Origin of the sequence: Xenorhabdus siamensis (assembly GCF_037996745.1) — a bacterium.
GTDB classification, from domain to species: Bacteria; Pseudomonadota; Gammaproteobacteria; order Enterobacterales; family Enterobacteriaceae; genus Xenorhabdus; species Xenorhabdus indica.
In genome coordinates, this window is the sequence record NZ_JBBMXE010000021.1 from 84,913 (window position 1) to 103,877 (window position 18,965).

The 18,965-nt window shown below is 38.1% G+C and carries 11 protein-coding genes and 1 pseudogene; 9 read left to right on the forward strand and 3 right to left on the reverse strand.

Features of this window, described 5'->3' with window-relative positions:
- Window positions 1-218: 218 nt before the first annotated feature.
- From aptA to AAC852_RS19425, 6 genes are all read left to right on the forward strand, one after another.
- Window positions 219-1,580, forward strand: coding sequence for an omega-aminotransferase AptA (gene aptA, locus AAC852_RS19400; protein WP_479715111.1), 1,362 nt, complete (start codon window positions 219-221; stop codon window positions 1,578-1,580).
- A gap of 352 nt (window positions 1,581-1,932) precedes the next feature.
- Window positions 1,933-2,136, forward strand: a complete 204-nt coding sequence (locus AAC852_RS19405; RefSeq protein WP_340622406.1) for a hypothetical protein — start codon at window positions 1,933-1,935, stop codon at window positions 2,134-2,136.
- Between the two features lie 254 nt (window positions 2,137-2,390).
- On the forward strand, window positions 2,391-4,658 hold the full coding sequence (locus AAC852_RS19410; protein WP_340622407.1) for an ATP-binding cassette domain-containing protein: 2,268 nt from the start codon (window positions 2,391-2,393) through the stop codon (window positions 4,656-4,658).
- A 392-nt stretch (window positions 4,659-5,050) separates the two neighbouring features.
- Window positions 5,051-6,871, forward strand: coding sequence for an AMP-binding protein (locus AAC852_RS19415; protein WP_340622408.1), 1,821 nt, complete (start codon window positions 5,051-5,053; stop codon window positions 6,869-6,871).
- Window positions 6,861-11,534 (forward strand): non-ribosomal peptide synthetase family protein, encoded by a 4,674-nt coding sequence (locus AAC852_RS19420; RefSeq protein ID WP_340622409.1) that lies wholly within the window; start codon window positions 6,861-6,863, stop codon window positions 11,532-11,534. Before AAC852_RS19415 ends, AAC852_RS19420 begins: the two co-directional genes overlap by 11 nt.
- Window positions 11,535-11,637: 103 nt before the next feature.
- Window positions 11,638-12,096, forward strand: a complete 459-nt coding sequence (locus AAC852_RS19425) for a MarR family winged helix-turn-helix transcriptional regulator (RefSeq protein WP_340622410.1) — start codon at window positions 11,638-11,640, stop codon at window positions 12,094-12,096.
- A gap of 2 nt (window positions 12,097-12,098) precedes the next feature.
- Here the strand turns inward: AAC852_RS19425 and AAC852_RS19430 are convergent, their stop codons facing one another.
- Window positions 12,099-13,634, reverse strand: coding sequence for a hypothetical protein (locus AAC852_RS19430; RefSeq protein ID WP_340622411.1), 1,536 nt, complete (start codon window positions 13,632-13,634; stop codon window positions 12,099-12,101).
- Window positions 13,635-13,827: 193 nt separating this feature from the next.
- Complete coding sequence (locus AAC852_RS19435; RefSeq protein WP_340622412.1) at window positions 13,828-14,325, reverse strand: GNAT family N-acetyltransferase; 498 nt, start codon at window positions 14,323-14,325, stop codon at window positions 13,828-13,830.
- A gap of 169 nt (window positions 14,326-14,494) precedes the next feature.
- Between AAC852_RS19435 and AAC852_RS19440 the strand changes: the two genes are divergently transcribed.
- The gene (locus AAC852_RS19440) at window positions 14,495-15,598 is read left to right on the forward strand and encodes an alkene reductase (protein ID WP_340622413.1); all 1,104 of its coding nucleotides are present in this window, start codon (window positions 14,495-14,497) and stop codon (window positions 15,596-15,598) included.
- A gap of 355 nt (window positions 15,599-15,953) precedes the next feature.
- Window positions 15,954-17,087, forward strand: a pseudogene (locus tag AAC852_RS19445) (DmpA family aminopeptidase).
- Between the two features lie 120 nt (window positions 17,088-17,207).
- Here AAC852_RS19445 and AAC852_RS19450 read toward each other — a convergent pair.
- Window positions 17,208-18,416: an insecticidal delta-endotoxin Cry8Ea1 family protein gene (locus tag AAC852_RS19450; protein ID WP_340622414.1), complete on the reverse strand. Its 1,209-nt coding sequence runs from the start codon at window positions 18,414-18,416 to the stop codon at window positions 17,208-17,210.
- 216 nt (window positions 18,417-18,632) lie between these two features.
- On the opposite strand from AAC852_RS19450, the gene AAC852_RS20110 reads away from it, so the two are divergent.
- Window positions 18,633-18,869, forward strand: coding sequence for a non-canonical purine NTP pyrophosphatase (locus AAC852_RS20110; RefSeq protein WP_422824323.1), 237 nt, complete (start codon window positions 18,633-18,635; stop codon window positions 18,867-18,869).
- Window positions 18,870-18,965: the final 96 nt, after the last annotated feature.

Sequence of the window (18,965 nt, forward strand, 5' to 3'; positions counted from 1 at the left end):
ACTGACGATTGGATACCAATCTTACTGCATTTTTATTAGTTTTGTTAAAATATTTTGGGGACTTTTGATTAGTACGTCAGTATTAGAGTTTATAGTTTCATTTGCGTGAGTAAATTCATAACTGATGATTCGATAAATGAGATTTAACTTGAATATCATTTTGTTGCAAACTTGTCGTTACAACTTTTTGTTACAATTCTAATATGAGGAGTTACAAAATGTCAGATAACAATACTATTCAAACTCATTCCTCTCATGCTGATTCTTTCCAAGACCTGAACCTGAAAGCACATTGGATGCCATTTAGTGCTAATCGTCAATTTCAGCAAGATCCACGGCTGATTGTCTCTGCGGATGGGCATTGGCTAATAGATGATAAAGGTCGTCGTATTTATGACAGCTTATCGGGGTTATGGACTTGTGGAGCGGGTCACTCACGTTCGGAAATCCGTCAGGCTGCTTCAGAACAACTCGGTACATTAGATTATTCTCCAGGTTTCCAATATGCCCATCCTCTGTCATTCAGATTGGCAGATAAAATCGCTCAACAGATGCCCGGTAATTTAGACCATGTCTTTTTTACCAATTCAGGGTCAGAGACTGCTGATACAGCGTTAAAAATAGCGTGTGCTTACTGGCGTATAAGAGGACAAGCGACAAAAACCAAATTGATTGGCAGAATGCGTAGCTATCATGGTGTTAATGTCGGTGGAACAAGTCTGGGTGGTATTGGTGGAAATCGTAAGATGTTTGGTCAAATGATGGATGTTGATCATCTGCCACACACTTTGCAAAGTGATATGGCATTCACCAGAGGGCTCCCATCAACGGGTGGCCCTGAATTGGCCGATGAGTTATTGAATCTCATAGAACTACATGATGCCAGTAATATCGCTGCCGTTATCGTTGAACCTGTTGCTGGCTCTGCTGGGGCAATTATCCCGCCACAAGGTTATTTACAGCGTTTGCGGGAAATATGTACCCAACATAATATCTTGTTAATCTTTGACGAAGTTATTACTGGTTTTGGCCGTATGGGATGTTGGACAGCCGCAGATTATTTCGGTGTCACTCCGGATATTCTCAATTTTGCCAAACAGATTACTAACGGGGCTATTCCTCTTGGTGGAGTCACTGTTTCCAGTGACATTTATGATGCTTTCATGTCACAACCACTCCCTGAACACATGATCGAATTCAACCACGGTTATACTTATTCGGCTCATCCCGTTGCCTGCGCTGCTGGTTTGGCGACTTTAGAAATATTGGAAAAAGAAAACCTGATCCAACAAGCCGCTGAATTAGTTCCTCATTTTGAACAAGCACTGCATGGGCTCGAACATTGTCCGAATGTTGTTGATATTCGTAACTGTGGTTTGATTGGGGCAATTCAAATCGCACCGCGTGACGATGATAGTAATGTCCGTCCTTTTGAAGCAGGTATTGCGCTGTGGAACGCGGGTTTTTATGTCCGGTTTAGTGGCGATACTCTGCAATTTGGTCCGATGTTTAATGCTAAACCCGATGACCTTGACCGTTTGTTCAATGCAGTGGGCGATGTTTTACATCGGATTAAGTAAGGAAAGTCGGAAATATGAAAACAATTACGCATCTCATTAATGGTGAAATGACCACTGTACACTATCACACAACGTTGGATTAAGCGTGAACGTCATGAAGCGGCTCAGTTCTCCTTCCCAAGTCATCATTAAACAATAACCAATCTGAGCGGTATTTTACCGCTCAGTTTCGCCCATATTATGGATTGGCAGCAGGAACAAACGGTTACGTCAGGGCAATGTGAATTCCTGTACAAAGCCTGATGCAGATCTCAAACTTAAAATAAATTTTAACTAATATTATCTGTCGTGTGTTTATGTAGTTCGTTGAATGTATTCTCCATCTTAAACCTAAAAATTAACTGAGGCGAAAATGAAATTACGTAAGAAGATTGAAACCCTGATTGAACTGAATGAAGATTCCAAGATAGCAGCAGATAAGATATGTAAGCTTTTTGAAAAAGAAATGACGGGAAGTATGAGCGGGAATGGTTGGTTAGATGAAGACGAGTTATTAGAAATATTAGAGGAAATATTTGGTGATGACGATGATGAAGACGAAGGGTTATTCTCATAAACTGAAAAAATCTTCTTCTTACCTCTCCTGACATGACATTCACTTCCTGCTTTAAAAGTCGTAGAAATATAGTTTCCTAAAGGAAACTATAGTCATTAATTTATTTTTATATCCCCGGTAAATTTTCTAACAAATGCAAAATATGATTTCCATTTGGAAATTACATATCGCGATGCTATAGTCTGCCACCTGACAGAATAAATGTGTGTTTTTTTCCCGATGTTGGTATGAGTCACGCGTGAAAGGTGAATTAAATGAGAAATCATGAACAAAACACAATTAAAATTCGTGGTGCGAGACAAAATAACCTTAAAGGAATTGATCTATACATTCCTAAAAACGTTATCACTGTATTCACAGGTGTTTCAGGTTCAGGTAAAAGCTCCCTTGTATTCGGTACAATTGCTGCGGAATCTCAAAGACAGCTTAATGATACTTTCCCGTCTTATATCCGGCATCGGTTGCCATACTATGGTCATCCGGATGTGGATGAGATAAATAACCTCACTACTGCAATTATCATTAACCAAAAACGTATTGGTGAAAATATACGTTCTACGGTTGGTACGGCGTCAGATATTTATACTTTGCTGCGACTTTTATTTTCCAGAATCGGTAAACCCTTTGTCGGTTATTCCAATATCTTCTCATTCAATCATCCATCAGGTATGTGCCCAAACTGTGAAGGGTTAGGCATTGCCAGCACCATAGATGTTGAAAGACTGGTGAATGAAAACAAATCATTGCATGAAGGCGCAATTCAATATTCCACATTTGCGCCGGGTACTTGGCGGTGGCGCCGATATGTTCATTCTGGTTTGTTTGATAATGACAAGAAAATTGCTGATTACACTACAGAAGAACGCCAACTTTTACTTTATGCGGATAACGTCGTACCGACAGCGCCTTCTCCTGATTGGCCTAAATCTGCCCGATTTGAAGGCGTTATTACCCGATTTACGCGCAGTTATTTGGTTAAGGATAGCAAAGAGCAAAAAAGCGAAGAATTTCAGGATATTGTCTCAATGAAACAGTGCCCTGTCTGCCACGGGCAGCGACTCAATAAACGTATCCGTTCATGTTTAATTCAGGGTAAGAGTCTCGGTGATTGTGTAGATATGCCGATTGTAGAGCTGAGGCAATTTATAGCGACATTAAATGCCCCTTCAGTAAGTACGCTGCTCAATACCTTAAAAGCACGTTTAGCGTCAATGTGCTCTGTTGGCCTTGGCTATTTAAATCTTAATCGCTCAACAACGACATTATCAGGAGGAGAATCTCAGCGTTTAAAGATGGTGCGTCATTTAGGCAGTAGTCTCACCGGAATGACTTATATCATTGACGAACCCAGTACTGGTTTGCATCCGGCTGATATTACAAAACTTAATGCATTGATTCGGCAACTACGTGATAAAGGCAATACTATTTTAATGGTCGAACATGATCCCGATGTCATCAAAATTGCAGATCATGTGATTGATTTAGGTCCCGGCGCAGGAGACAACGGTGGAGCTGTTGCTTATCAAGGTGATCTTAATGGATTACGTATCTCTGGGACAGTAACTGGAAAATATCTGTCCCAAATAACCCATCTCAACCAAACGCCGAAAGAACCCGTTGGCTATCTCCCCATAAGAAATGCAACCTTGCATAACCTAAAAGAAATTTCTATTGATATACCGATGGGTGTCATGCTTGCTGTCAGTGGTGTGGCTGGCTCAGGTAAAAGTTCCCTGATTATGGGGGAGGTTGTTCCCAGATATATAAATGCTGTTGTTATCGACCAAAAACCTCTCCATACCTCTAAGCGTTCTCATATTGCATCATGGAGCGGGGTTTTTGATCACATTCGGGAACGCTTTGCGCTGGCTAATAATGTGACCAAGTCATGGTTTTCACCCAATGCCAGAGGCGCCTGTCTGGAGTGTAACGGATTGGGTGTCATTGAAACTGATTTGGCTTTTATGGATTCTGTGACTTTGCCTTGTGAAGCTTGTCACGGGCAGAAATACAATAAAAAATCTTTAAATTATAGGTATAAAGGTAAAACGATTGTTGATCTGATGGATATGAGTATTGCTCAGGCGACAAATTTTTTTGAGGGAGATAGTCAGATCTACCCAACATTAGTACATATTCAAGATGTTGGATTAGGTTATATGCGGCTTGGGGAGTCTCTTGATCATTTATCCGGTGGAGAATGCCAAAGATTGAAACTTGCAACTTACCTGAATAATAAAGGTGATATGTATGTCTTTGATGAACCGACAACCGGGCTTCATCCTTCAGATGTGGCGGTCCTTATTAAGTTATTTCGCCGCCTTGTAGAGCAGGGAAACTCTGTCCTGATCATTGAACACAACATGGACATTATTGCGGCAGCCGATTGGATAATTGATTTAGGTGAAGGTGCAGGAACTGATGGTGGAAGAGTGATGTTCAGCGGCACACCACAGGAGATGTTTGAACAGGGTAACTCATTGACAGCCGAATATTTACGCCAGCACTGCCATAAAAAATAGTTTTATCTTAAGTGTTGCTTTTAAACTCTTCCTGATTGTTTAACTCCATTTCTAATAATACTGGAGTTAAACATTTTATATTAATAGATTAATTTATCCTGCCTGAATAATATAAATGGTCTTTTATTTATCCATATATTGTTAATTTTTAAAGGGCAACTGTTGTTTGTAATATTTATAACATTATGTTTTAATGAAGTTTTATTTTTTGAATAATAAAAAAGTCATTTGACTGATTTCAAAGTAGCGTTGTAGACTTTGTTCTATCAAATTTTTCAGATAATTAAAACACCTATTTATTGAGAAGTTATGTCTAACAGGATTATTTCTCTTTGAGTGCATTATTTAGTATATCTGAATTAATTTATATTAAATATGCGGAGGTTTTCTGCATGAAAATAAAACATGTCGAGCAGTTACATGCTATACCGGACCTCTTATTTGAGATAGTAAATCAATACCCAAATAAAACAGCATTAGTATTTAATTCTGAGGTACTGTCATATCGTGAACTTTGGGATCAATCAACCCAGATAGCCTCTGTTTTGCAAAGAATGGGGGGTAGAAAAGGCGATAAAATTGCTGTCAAGTTAACTCGTTGCCTTGAGTTATATTTGGTGCTGGTGGCGGTGATCCGGCTTGGTGCTGTTATTGTGCCACTTAGTCATAGTAATCCTGCACAATATCAGGCAGATTGCCTCAAGGTCGCTGATGTTAGTTTACTGATCTCAGATACTGATGAGACGTTCAAATCAAAAGGGGATAGCGCACCTATAAATTGCCCATTTATCTCTGTAGAAAACCTGTTTTTGAAAACGCGTGATTTAGGTTATATGCCCGCCGTGTTTGAAACACTCATTGCGACAGATCCAATGATGATATTGTTGACATCAGGTTCCACTGGTAAACCCAAGAGTGTGATTATCCGTCATTGTGGTTTAGCCCGCCTTGCGATTCCTGTCAGTCAATTAGGTAATACAGAAAATGACCGTTATTTACAGCTTGCGGACCCCGCATTCGCAGCGAGTACCAGTGAAATTTGGATGAGTCTTCTTACTGGCGCCACGCTTGTCATCTATCCGTCAAATATTCCTGATTTAGTAGAAATTAATAACATCATTGAACGCCAAAATATCTCTATTCTTTTTCTATCTGGCGGACTCTTCCGGTTATTTGTAGAAGTTTACCCCGATACTTTACATAAACCTAATTGTGTGATTGTTTCAGGAGATTTTGTTAATCCCAGACTATTTTCATTTGCAGCTAAAGCGGGTAAAGGACGTATATTTAATGGAATGGGATGCACTGAAAATTCATCTTCTTCCTCTATTTATGAGATATCGCCAACCGAAATACTCGATCCTGATTCCCCTGTTCCTATTGGTTGTCCATTTCCTCTTGTCAAGATGGTTGTACTTGATGATAACTTAGAAATATGTGGGCCGGATATTCCGGGAGAACTTTGTATCAGCGGTGCAGGGCTTGCCGAAGGATACTCAGATCCTGTGTTAACCAAAGAGCGTTTTGTCTGGTTAGATCTTAATGGTATTTATGAACGCTATTATCGCACTGACGATCGGGCTAAAAGAGATAAATTCGGCAATATCACACTACTGGGGCGTGGTAACCACATATGTAAAATTCGTGGTTTTAGAGTCGAAATCACGGGCGTGGAACATATACTACGTTCACATCCTCAAATAGAAGATGCCATTGTAACTATAGAACAAACATCTAATGAACCGCTGTTACATGCCTGTTATCTGAGTAAATCAGGCCCGCTATCCGACATTCAACTACGCAAGTTTATAAATTCAAAATTACCGTCTTATATGGTTCCAGAACGAATGACGCATGTTAACTCTTTACCGATGAATAAAAATGGTAAACGTGACCGGTTCAAGATGACTCAGCTTATCGCTGATGGAATACACAAGCAAAATGACTCTGAGCATGATTCTGTACAAACTGATTTTGTACAAACAAAGGTTCTCTTAATCTGGGAAGAAATTACAGGTGACAAGAACCTTGATCCAGCGATTCTATTTTGGGAACAAGGTGTGAACTCCCTTCATCTAATCAAGTTAGCCTCTCTTGTCAGTAAAACACTTGGGATTCACGTTTCGCCTGCTGATGTTTTTTCAGCGGGTAGTATCGAAAAATTAGCAACTCAATTAAGGAAAAATTGGCTGGAGAGAAAAGATGGAAAATGAGACTTTATATAAAGCAGTTAAGGATACATTGGATAACTTTTTACAACGGCATTTACAGTGGCATAGTGAAAACAAATGGCATAATAATGAATACGACCTAAGTACTCTTTCTGCTAATGATGCCAGTCGATGTGCAGATTTACTCTCTGAATTCTTAGATCTGCCGGTGAATACACACATTATCCTTTCTTCTTCGTCACTAGATAATTTAATTGATAACTTAACCGACCATGCACCTGAATTAAGTAGCAGGACATATATACCCAGTACTCAAGGGCAAAAAGGATTATGGCTACTTGACCAGGTATTGATCCAACCTGAATGTTACAATGTCCCATTACTTGTAGAAATCGGGACGCATTTAGATCATCATTTGCTGGAAAAGGCAGTCACTCAATTTGTTGAAATCACACCTGTTTTACGTACGCGCTTTGCATTTAACCAAAAGCAGCTTTATCAAGTCATAGAACAGCCCGATCATATTCATATTGTCCATAAAACACTTACTGAGGTCTTTCATCCGGAAACCGTTATTCAACAGATGGCTTCTAAACAATATGATTTGGCAAAAGGGCCATTATTCGATATCTGTTTGATAACAGATGAATCAAGACAGTGTTGGCTGGTATGTTGCTTCCATCATATTATCGTCGATGCACCTTCAGTACGTATTATTGTAAAAAATATTCTCAAATATTATTGTCATTTACTTGAAAGCGAATTATCTGAAAACAAATTGTCTGAAAACTGTGATCAAACTGAACCGATTAGAGACAAAGAAGACCATTATCTGAAAAATCTAAAAAATCTGAAAATCGGTGCTGACTATCTGGCGTTTACTCAATGGCAACAAGAACTATTAGCCAAACCTGAAACTTCCATAATGAAAGAATATTGGAAGCAGACACTTACTCCTTATCCTCCTATGATAGATCTTCCGACTGATTTTCCCAGAAAAGAGAACAAAGGAACTAAAGCAGGTTATCTTCACGTGCAACTTAGCCATGATGAAGTACTGAAAATATCTCAGCAGGCACTAAACCTTGCAATGACTCCCTTTATGTATATGGCCATGTGTTGGCAGTTCTTACTGTATAATCTGTCTGGACAGAAAGATATCACTATCGGTATTCCTTTTACGCTGCGTGACAACACTGATTTTGAGGAAACAGTAGGATATTTGGTCAACACACTACCATTCCGGTCGTATTTAGATGCAGATATTACAGTGAATCAATTTGCAATGTCAGTGAGTGAGCGTTTTGTTCAGGCTCATTTAAACAAACAGTTACCTTTTGCTGACATGGTTGCTGATACTGGTCAAAACTTTGGATTAGCTAACCCTGTATTTCAGACACTGCTTGTCATGATTGACACTACCAATGATGTATTCCGGGATTTTCCTTTTCCAGTAAAACTTTCCGAACGATATATTCAGGCAGCTAAATATGACTTAACCCTCTTTATTAAAACGGGAACATCCAATCAGTTAGTGATGGAATTTAATGCCGAACTATTTGCAGGCAACACGATACAATATTGGCTGAAACTATATAAGCAAATCACTTTATCTATAGGGGAATGGGGGAAAAAGACTCTAGGTGAAATTGAGATCCTGACACAAGATGAACAATTTTGTATAGCTAATCGTTCAAGTACGCCACTTTCCGATTCGGGTATTCAATGTTTTATCAGGGAGATTGAAACGTATGCGAAAAATCACCCGAATAATATTGCGTTAATGACACGCTATAACCATTGGTCTTATGGATGGTTAGATCATCGGGCTAATCAGTTGGCTGAATTTATCTATACAAATTACACCATCGGTGTAGGTTCACGGGTCGGATTGTTGTTAAATCGAAATGAAGATTCTATCGTTGCTTTACTGGCCGTTTTAAAAACGGGTGCATCTTATGTTCCTATTGACCCCGATTATCCTTCAGAACGTATTGAATATATGCTTCAAGATGCAGCACTGGATTGTATCGTTACCACAAGTGAACTTGTTGCAGCAACGTCTGTATCTATTTCCAAAGTTATATTAGATGAAATGGTATTCGCCCAAGATGTTAATTGGCAATCAGTACAACGTAAACCGGATGATGAGTTATATATCATTTATACATCTGGCTCGACAGGTCAACCTAAAGGGGTACGTCTACTGAATAAGACACTGTCTAATCTGCTGGAATGGCAAAAAGGGATCTCTGCCTGTAGTGCAGGTGATTGCACTTTGCATTACATGTCTTTGTCTTTTGATGTTTCCGTGCAGGAAATATTTGGTACGTTGTGTACCGGAGGCAGGTTATATATTGCAGATGAAGAAGAACGTAAAGATCTGCATTATCTACAAAATATTATTGAGTTAAATGGAATTCGCCGCGCATATTTTCCCTATGTTGCGCTGCAACATTTGGCTCAATTAACCGTTATGAATAAAGCCCAACTGCCGATGCTTAAAGAAGTCTATTCAACCGGTGAACAACTGGTTCTCACTTCTGACATTAAGCATATGTTCAATGCTGACCGAAGATTGATTAACCTCTATGGCCCGTCAGAAAGTCATGTCTGTTCTGCTTATATCATGCCGACAGATGTATCTTTATGGGGGGATAGCGCATCAATCGGATATCCACTACCTGGATTTACTCTGCTCGCGCTTAATGAGTACAAACGCATGGTTCCGGCGGGGGCAACAGGCGAACTTTGGATTGTCAGTGACTTTCTTTCTCCCGGTTATCACAACAAAGAGCATGAAACCCAAACGCGGTTTCTAACCGGAAACTGGCCAGGTGTATTTAGCCAACATGCTTATAAATCGGGTGATTTGGTAAAGCTAAAATCTGATGATACATTCACGTACCTTGGGCGTCTGGATAATCAGTTAAAAATTCGTGGATTCAGGATTGAACCATCAGAAATAGAAGCGGTACTCAATTCATTGGATGGCGTGAAAGTGTCTGCTGTGATTGGCAAAGAAATCTCCGCAGGTAATAAAATGCTGGTGGCTTTCATAGCGGCAACCACAATTGCGACATTAGAACGCACCGAGCTATTAACTGAATTACGTACTCATCTGCCAGATTACATGATCCCAAATGAGTTTGTATTTTTATCTGATCTTCCAACGACCCCAAGCGGAAAAATTGATCGTAAGGCATTACATGTTGTTGAGATAAACCAAGTATCAGATTTTGCAACTGGTAAGTTTGAAAATAGTAGTATCTCTGAAGAATGCCTGACTTCAATTGAACAAAAAGTAAAATCACTCTGGCAAAAAGTTCTGCCAAACCGACAAATTAAAGCAGGAGATAACTTCTTCAATATTGGGGGACATTCACTGTCAGCAACACAATTGGTATATTTATTGCGCAAACAATTTGATATTGATTTTCCCCTCAAGTTACTGTTCAGCACTCCTACTTTACGTGATATGGCCGCTTCTGTTGATAACTATCTAAATAGTGACCAAAAAAACCATAACGAACCAAAGAACACATTCATTAACGACGCATCCATACAGCACGACTGGACTTCTGTTCAGCAACTAAGCCTGTCGGAAAGTGATGGTGTATTGCTCACCGGAGTAACGGGCTTTTTAGGTATCTATCTTCTTCGTTCGTTACTTCAGCAACTGACTGGTAAAGTATTTTGTTTAGTCAGGGCAACAAATAGCAGTGCAGGGTTAAACCGTATAATAAAAAATGCTCATCGCTATGGTATCGATCATGATATCGATTTTTCACGTGTTGAAATTGTGGCGGGAGATATTACTGAAACCAGATTTGGCCTAAATGAGGAAGAATATCAGTTATTGTCAGAGCAAGTGGCTAAAATCTATCATGCAGCCGCTCATATTAATTTTGTTCTCCCATACAGTTCCGTTAAAGGGACAAATGTAGATGGTATGGTAGAAATCATTAACTTCTGTTGTCACCATCAACGCAAGAAACTTGAATACATTTCTACAATTGCAGTATTTGCACCAGACTATCCTAAACAACCCATTACAGAATATTGTTTTCCGGATCATCCAGATTCACTATCTATTGGTTATACTCAAAGTAAATGGGTAGCTGAACAATATATACAACAAGCCAGAACTCAAGGTGTCGATATCAATATTTACCGAATAGGGCGAATATCTGGTGACAGTGTCACTGGTGCATGTCAGGACGATGATTTTCTGTGGCGTCAGATTAAAAGTTTTATCCAAATGGAAATTGCGCTATACCCAGAATTATTAAATACAGATCTATTGCCTGTTGATTTTGTCAGCCAAGTCATTGTGACATTATCAGTTTCCAATAAAATACCCGGTCATCATAACTTCCATTTATTTCATCCTAAAGGTACTGACTTTACCCCGGTGTATCTGGCACTGAAACACAAAGGGTATAACATCAAAACTGTTTCTCAGTCAGTTTGGTTGGAAAAACTCGAAAAAATGGTTGTTAATGGCGATGATGTAGCATTAGGTTCATTAGTTCATCTGTTTAAAGAACAAACTTTGACTATTGGTAACAATACCTATAACAACCAAATGACACATCAGATGATTAGAAATTGTGGATTTGATTTTCCGGATATCACTGTAAGAACTTTTACGAAATTGATTGCTTATTTTATGGACAAAAAATATGAACCGGAATATAAGTAACTGTGAAGCAATTTTCTTCCTTGATTTTTACTGTTTTCTAGCCGTATATATGCCCTGTGGATTTCAAGTTGCATCCAACGTTCAGGTTATATAAGAAGGTCATGTGAAAACGGATAATCAAAATACTTATAATGCGGCAATAACACCCTTTGAAGAAGCATTGAGCAGACTCCAGTGTGTTCTTGTCGCAAGAAGAACCATTACAAATCCGGAAGGTGTCTCCTGGGCACAATATGATACTTTATATTTACTTCGACAGTATCAACCCATAAAACCCAGTGTTATTGGCGAAAAGCTTGGTTATACCCGTTCAAAAACATCTAAGATCCTGCGTTCATTGAAAGATAAAGAACTCATTGAACAGGAAGCAGGGGAAAGCGATAGGCGTGAATTGGTGACTAAATTAAGCCAGAAGGGATTAATATTTTTACAGCGGGTTGAGTCCAGCAGCCACAATATGGCTGATATCGTGGCTGCTAATATGTCTCAGGGCGAAATTGCTATCTTTACAGAGCTGTGTAATCGTGCAGCCGATCTTTTATATGCGCAAACGCCGACTTGAGGTTAATCCAGCTCAGCTAGTTCAGGCGCACTTTTGTGCAGCGTTTTCTCTATCTTTGCGATCTCTGATTCGAAAACTAAAAACCTGGCTCGCAGATCCTCCAATTCTGTCGATTTTTCCTCTGGGGTTAGAAAAGAATATTGAATGCTATTAAACACCGTTTTTTTGATATCTGCATATGATGGCTTGTAGTTTATGGCAAAGGTTACAAATTCTTGAGTTAAGTCACTACGAAGAACCCCAGGGTCATCAGTTGATATCACGAAAGGAACGCCATGACGTTGATAAAGTTTTATCGGGTGGCTGTTTTCTTTTACTCCAAGAATGAAGCCATTACTTGTCAGGTTTATTTCGATAGGTATTTTCTTCTCTCTCAGTATACTGAGTAATGCCAAAGCATTCTCCTCCCTGGCGATAGCAACGCCGTGTCCGATCCGATCAGCTCTTGCGATATCTACAGCATATTGAATATGATTTGCCAGCTCCTCTGGTGGAACCATTCCGTTAACCAGCTCCCCTGCATGCAGAGATAAATGGACATCAGGGAAAAGAATTTTTAAATACCGAAACATTAACATGTGCAACTTATAGTCACGCATTGAGATGTAATCATTTTCCGCCCCAACGATATTCACACCGACAATCTTTTTGCTGGTATGTGCTGCTGAAAATGCCGAATATAAACTTGAGAATACAATAGCGCGTGGCTCATCACGATAAGCATAGGCTTGAATTCGAACACGAAATTTATCATCGTCCATGCCAGAAATCGCAGCTTCTCCAGTTTGGATGTAGTTAGATATACTTTTCGTAAAATTTGGGTCCTTAGCCATAAACTCTGCATAGGGAGCCAGCGCTGCGAAAACGACGTTTTCATCGGCATTTGGATCTAACGTATCAAGCACTTTCGCAAGATCTGGGTATTCAACAGAAGGCGCCTCTTGTAAGATAATTTCCAAATACTGAACATTTTCATATTTGGCCCGATTTTTTAATTTAGTAAATCCAGCCCTTAGATCTTGATTTGCTAACGGGCTAAAATAATTAAAGGTGTTAAAAAAGTGCTGATCCGGGGCTTTCTGTATATCATAATGGTTATAGAAATCTTTGGTTGACCATACCTCCAATAATTTCCGGTAGAAGGTATTATTTGCGATGATCTCATCCTTATCGAGACAAAATTGCTGACTTCCCTCCGGGAGTTGATTTTTTTGACGTGTTTCTACCTGATAAATTTCTATTTTAAGTTTCGGCTCAGATCTATCATAAATGCAATATCCTTTATCCCCTAACCAGTCAAGATAACTCTCTACAAACATTGCACCAGAGTAATGAAGATGAATATCTGCACCTTTAGGCATCATTCTCATTGCCATAGTTAGTTCTGCAATATTCGGATTATTAGTCTCAATCAGATTACTAAAGAAACGCGCAGTTGCTGCTTCATTTTTCTTATCTAAGTCTGTGTTTACTTCATCAGCATTCACTAAACAAGAAAATAACATCAATAAAATGGCTACAATAGGTAAAGCATTCATGAAGTTTATCCTGGTTTCGATGTTTGTTAAATGAATTACAGGTGTACCGAGAGAGAAGTAGTACTACCTATTTTGCTTTTTAATAAGAAAAATATTTCAATATCAACGCTACCCATAATGTCTTTGTCTGAAATTTACTCAACACCAAAATTTATAATTCTTAATTAAGAATTAAGTTGTTAAAAATAGATATCTACATTATCAGGTACATCAATACCATATTAACGTATGTTGAATCATTTTTTAGTGATATAGGCTCAGTGCCAAATATTTCGAAACCAAATTTTTTATATAAATTTATTGCTGATACATTTTCTTCAACAACAGCTAATGATATTTGTTTAACATTTCCCTCCAGAAGATCTATCAATTTTTCAATAAGCTTTTCTCCTATTTTCAAACCTCGACAGCCAGGTTTGACATAAAAACCCCAAATAGTTCCTTTATGTAAATTTTTATACTCAGTACCTCGTTGAAACCTGATCATGCCAACTAAATCATTATTTAAATAGGCGCCTAACACCAGAGAATCAGTTAATATAGTTATAAATTCTTCTTTACTTTTGGTATGCTCTTCTTCATATGTTAAGCCAAAAGCATCAGGATCAGAACATAGAGCTTCGAATCTAAGTTTTTGATATTCTGCAACATCGCTTGCTGATAATACTCTGATAAGTGGTGAAAATCCCATACTGTTTCCTGGTTATATTCTAACTAAGAGATGTTATAAACAAATTTTGTCAAAATGGCATTAATATTTATGATTATGTGATTTATATATTGCTTTTCTTTCGAAAACCAAGGGAAAATTCTGAATTCAAGCAGTAGATGACTGATCTATTATTAATAAAGGAAATCTTATGTCTGACAATAGCATTCGCACCGATCTTTTTTCACCAACTAAACTAGGCGAAATTGAACTCGATAACCGTATAGTTATGGCACCTTTAACACGCAGCCGTGTAAATAGGGAAGGTATCCCGAACGAACTCAACGTAACATATTACGTTCAACGTGCCAGTGCAGGTCTGATTATTTCAGAAGCAACCAATATTTCAGCGCAGGGACGCGGCTATGCGATGACTCCTGGTATCTGGACAGAAGAGCAAGTAACTGCGTGGAAAAAAGTCACCGATGCTGTTCACATTGCTGGTGGCAAAATGGTGATGCAATTGTGGCATGTCGGGCGTTGTTCTCATGTCGATTTGCAACCTAACGGAGAACCACCGGTAGCACCATCTGTCATTAAAGCCGATGGTTATGCTTACACTGAGAACGGAATGCAGGAAGTTTCCATGCCACGCGCACTGGAAACCAATGAGATCCCCGGCATTATTGAGCAATACAAACATGCTGCTGAATACGCCAAACGGGCAGGATTTGACGGTGTAGAAATCCATTCAGCCAATAACTATTTGCTGGAACAATTCATACGTGATTCAACTAACCACCGTACGGATCAATATGGCGGTTCTATTGAAAACCGAGTTCGCTTGGTTCTGGAAGTTGTTGAAGCTGTCACCGGAGTTTGGGGCATTGGTCGGGTTGGTATCCGGTTGTCCCCAGTGACAACTGAAATAGGAAACACACCGCTTGATAGTGATGTCATGGCAACTTATGGCTATCTGATTAGACAACTCAACCCGTTCAAATTGGCTTATCTGCACTTTGTTGAAGGGACTACAAAAAAAGACCGTGTGATTCCTGAAGGCATTGATTTAGATAAATTAAGGTTATGGTTTGAAGGTGCTTACATCGGCAATAACGACTACAATCTGGAAATGGCTATTTCCCGCCGGGCGGAAGGAAAAGTTGACGCGGTTGCATTTGGTCGTCCATTTATTTCCAACCCTGATTTGGTCGAACGTTTGCGTTATAACATTGAACTGACCAGTGCCAATCATGACGCCTATTATGGTAATGGAGCAAAAGGTTATACCGACTGGCCGAAAGCGAATTACTAATCTGATGCTGACAGGCGGCTTAATTGAGCTGTTTCAGTGGGGCCGCCACATTTTCTCTTCTCCTTTTTTATCATTCTTTTTGTCACTTAATTCGATAAATATCAAAAATAATTAACTTCGTGATTTTTTATAAAATAGTTCATTTCCGTGAAACTGTTTACCGTTGCAGACAAATTATTTAGTTTACTCATGGTGAAAATAAACCTAAAAAACAAATCTCATCATAAGATTATTTTAATGAAGTGTTTTCGTTTTATTCATGATGATTATGACATTTAATATTAATTTATTATAACAAGGAGTACTTATTAACAGCATGAAAATATTGAAAATATTAATCTTATCTATTTCGACAATGATAGCATCAAATTCTTTGGCCAATGAGGTTAGAGCCAGAGATTACGGTATTCCTTTCTCTGGAAAAACCGGAAAATATAATGCGATTACCGATGTGAATGGTGTAAAAGTTGGCTATTCAACTATCATTGAGGGGAATGGAAAATTAGAAGTTGGCAAAGGCCCGGTAAGAACAGGTGTAACAGCAATATTACCCAGAGGAATAAATTTTAGTCCGGTATTTTCCGGCATATTCTCTTTAAATGGAAATGGAGAAATGACAGGTAGTCAATGGATTGAGGAAAGTGGTTTTCTGGAAACCCCGATATTAATAACCAATACGCATAGTGTCGGTATCGTCAGAGACTCAACAATTAGTTGGATGATTGATAACAATCTAATATCACCACTAAAAGATGATTTATTCTGGTTACTACCCGTGGTTACAGAAACATGGGATGGCATATTAAATGATATAAACGGTATGCATGTAAAAAAAGAACATGTATACCATGCGTTGAATAGTGCTAAATCAGGAGCTATAGAAGAAGGTAATGTCGGTGGCGAACGGAATGAACCTCTTTCAATTTAAGGGGGAACAGGCACTTCATCAAGAATTTTAGACAAAACAGATGGAGGATATACTGTCGGGGTGCTTGTTCAGGGGAATTTTGGATTTAGAGATGATCTTATTATCTCAGGAGTTCCAATTGGTAAAGAAATCCAAGATATTACCCCAATATACCATGGGGATAAGAAAAAAATAAAAGATGCTGGATCTATAATAGTTGTGGTAGCTACAGATGCGCCATTAGCGCCTCATCAATTGGAAAAAATAGCTAAAAGAGTATCTCTTGGACTTGCAAAGGTAGGTGGCATAGCCCGTAATACCAGTGGTGAAATATTTATTGCATTTTCCACTGCAAATAATGGTGCATTTTCCAGAGAGGATATAAAAACAGTAGAAATATTGCCAAATGACAAACTGGACCCATTATATGAAGCAACCATAAATGCAACGGAAGAGGCCATCATTAATGCGATGTTTGCAGCCAAAACAATGGTTGGTAGAAATGGTAATACTTCTTATGCTATTCCTAAAGACAGAGTTAAAGAAATATTGAAAAAATATAACTTACTCAGTAGGATCTGAAATAGATTAGCTCAATATAAATTTAAAAATTTAGATTTAAAAATAAACAAGTTACCAACTTTGATTAAAAAATTTTAAATTTAAGTTGGTAACTCTCATGCTTTATTAGAATCTGCTACTTTATAGACCTAAGAACTCAATATGCTGAATGAATCCATTACCAGATATATAATTATCTTCATGTAATGTTAACTCTAAAGTCCCTGCTTCTAAATCAACCTCAGTTGTTCGATATATAACCGGCCCGTAGTTTGAACCTGCTTTATAAGGTGTTAACACTCTTTCTTCAAAGAACTTGATGTTTTGATCAAAAATAAGACGAGATTGTTGCAGCTTCATTTTGACTTCATAATTAAAACTGAGTGAATCTGTCATATAAGCATAATACATGCGTAAACGATAGCGGCCTGCTGACTTGACCTGTAATGTGATTGTAGTCGGGCCATGATCATAACTTCTCGGTTCTGTTGCTGAGAGATAATTATAACCTCCGTTATCAGATGATCTACCACCATTGAGGAATACATCACCGAGGAAAATATTATTATAGTTATGGTCGATAAATAAATTATCTGTATCATTTGGATCTAAACAAACACGCGATGGCTTTCTTTGTGCACCAAAAGTTAAATGGGATTGTATATTAGTATAGTCACTTGTCCAATATATCATTGAACGTTTTGCCTGTGTTTGTGGCTCGTAAAGGTCATCACCATTATAATTATTAATAGCAGCAATGAGGATATCATTAAACATAATATCCGCTTGCTCAGCCAGAGATTTACTATATTTTTCAATATTATCAGGTGAATAACCCCATTCAACACCATTAACTATAGTGTCTCTTAATGTAAAGAAATACAATAAGCAGGAAAGGGCACAAATACTTGATAATTGAGGAATACTTTGACTTTTAGCAGTGTTAATGCTGAGGATACATAAACGACGCATATTGGATATTGCGATCTCATTACGAACGACAATAAGCTGCCTTGCTTCATCTGTTGGATTTTTTTGATAAGCGGAGATGGCATCCTGTAAGCTTTCTGCATCTTTTCTTACAGCTTGATACTCTGACTCTAACCACTCACTGGTATATTTAATTAATGTATCCTGAATAATTCCAATAACATCAACTTCTTTAGGCTCTGTCAATTTTTTGTAAGTCAGTTTTAATAAAATACTTAATACGGTAGATACGACACCTAGTGGAGATGCGGAAGTTGACTGATTAAAATCTTTCGTTTTAATCATGTTTAATGCTTCTAAAGTCAAAATATGCAATTTAACATTACTGTCTTGTGTGTCTATAATATTTTCCAATTCCATTATCACTTTTACCTTATTGTGTTTGTAGAATACGTTATTATTTCTTAAATTATATTAGGTGATAACCTTATAGAATTAAATTTCAATTTTTATTATTTGCTTGATAAACAGAAATTATAATTTAATTTCTTAACTCCTACCTCTTATTTTTACCTTAAATTTTATAAGGATATTAGCTGAAAATTATTCGACATTGTATAATGACTATATGTTTTTATTGAGGACAGTACTTTCCATATAGATGCTCTTAATGGTTTCCTCTCGCTGTATACTAAATACATTTTATCTTCATTAGGCGTTCATGGAATTATTACTCTATTAGCAGGGAAAGATAACCGTGAATGTTATTTCATCAATCACTTGGCGCTCAGAACGGAAAATAATAAGGTAGTCTTTTTTTCAGACACGACAAGAGGGTTATCTATTTTATCTCTCTCCTTTAGAGCGCAGTAATGAAACAGGCTGGTCTGATCTTTGTCAGATATTAAAAGTAACAGATAGTGAGCAATTCTACAGTCAGTTAACTGAAGGACATAAGTACCTTTGCAA

What these genes read in the sequence shown, in the direction of transcription:
- AAC852_RS19410 (WP_340622407.1), top strand. Translation starts at nt 2,391, where the DNA reads ATGAGAAATCATGAACAAAACACAATTAAAATTCGTGGTGCGAGACAA.
- aptA (WP_479715111.1), top strand. Translation starts at nt 219, where the DNA reads ATGTCAGATAACAATACTATTCAAACTCATTCCTCTCATGCTGATTCT.
- AAC852_RS19415 (WP_340622408.1), top strand. Translation starts at nt 5,051, where the DNA reads ATGAAAATAAAACATGTCGAGCAGTTACATGCTATACCGGACCTCTTA.
- AAC852_RS19420 (WP_340622409.1), top strand. Translation starts at nt 6,861, where the DNA reads ATGGAAAATGAGACTTTATATAAAGCAGTTAAGGATACATTGGATAAC.
- AAC852_RS19450 (WP_340622414.1), bottom strand. Translation starts at nt 18,416, where the DNA reads ATGGAATTGGAAAATATTATAGACACACAAGACAGTAATGTTAAATTG.
- AAC852_RS19430 (WP_340622411.1), bottom strand. Translation starts at nt 13,634, where the DNA reads ATGAATGCTTTACCTATTGTAGCCATTTTATTGATGTTATTTTCTTGT.
- AAC852_RS19405 (WP_340622406.1), top strand. Translation starts at nt 1,933, where the DNA reads ATGAAATTACGTAAGAAGATTGAAACCCTGATTGAACTGAATGAAGAT.
- AAC852_RS19440 (WP_340622413.1), top strand. Translation starts at nt 14,495, where the DNA reads ATGTCTGACAATAGCATTCGCACCGATCTTTTTTCACCAACTAAACTA.
- AAC852_RS19435 (WP_340622412.1), bottom strand. Translation starts at nt 14,325, where the DNA reads ATGGGATTTTCACCACTTATCAGAGTATTATCAGCAAGCGATGTTGCA.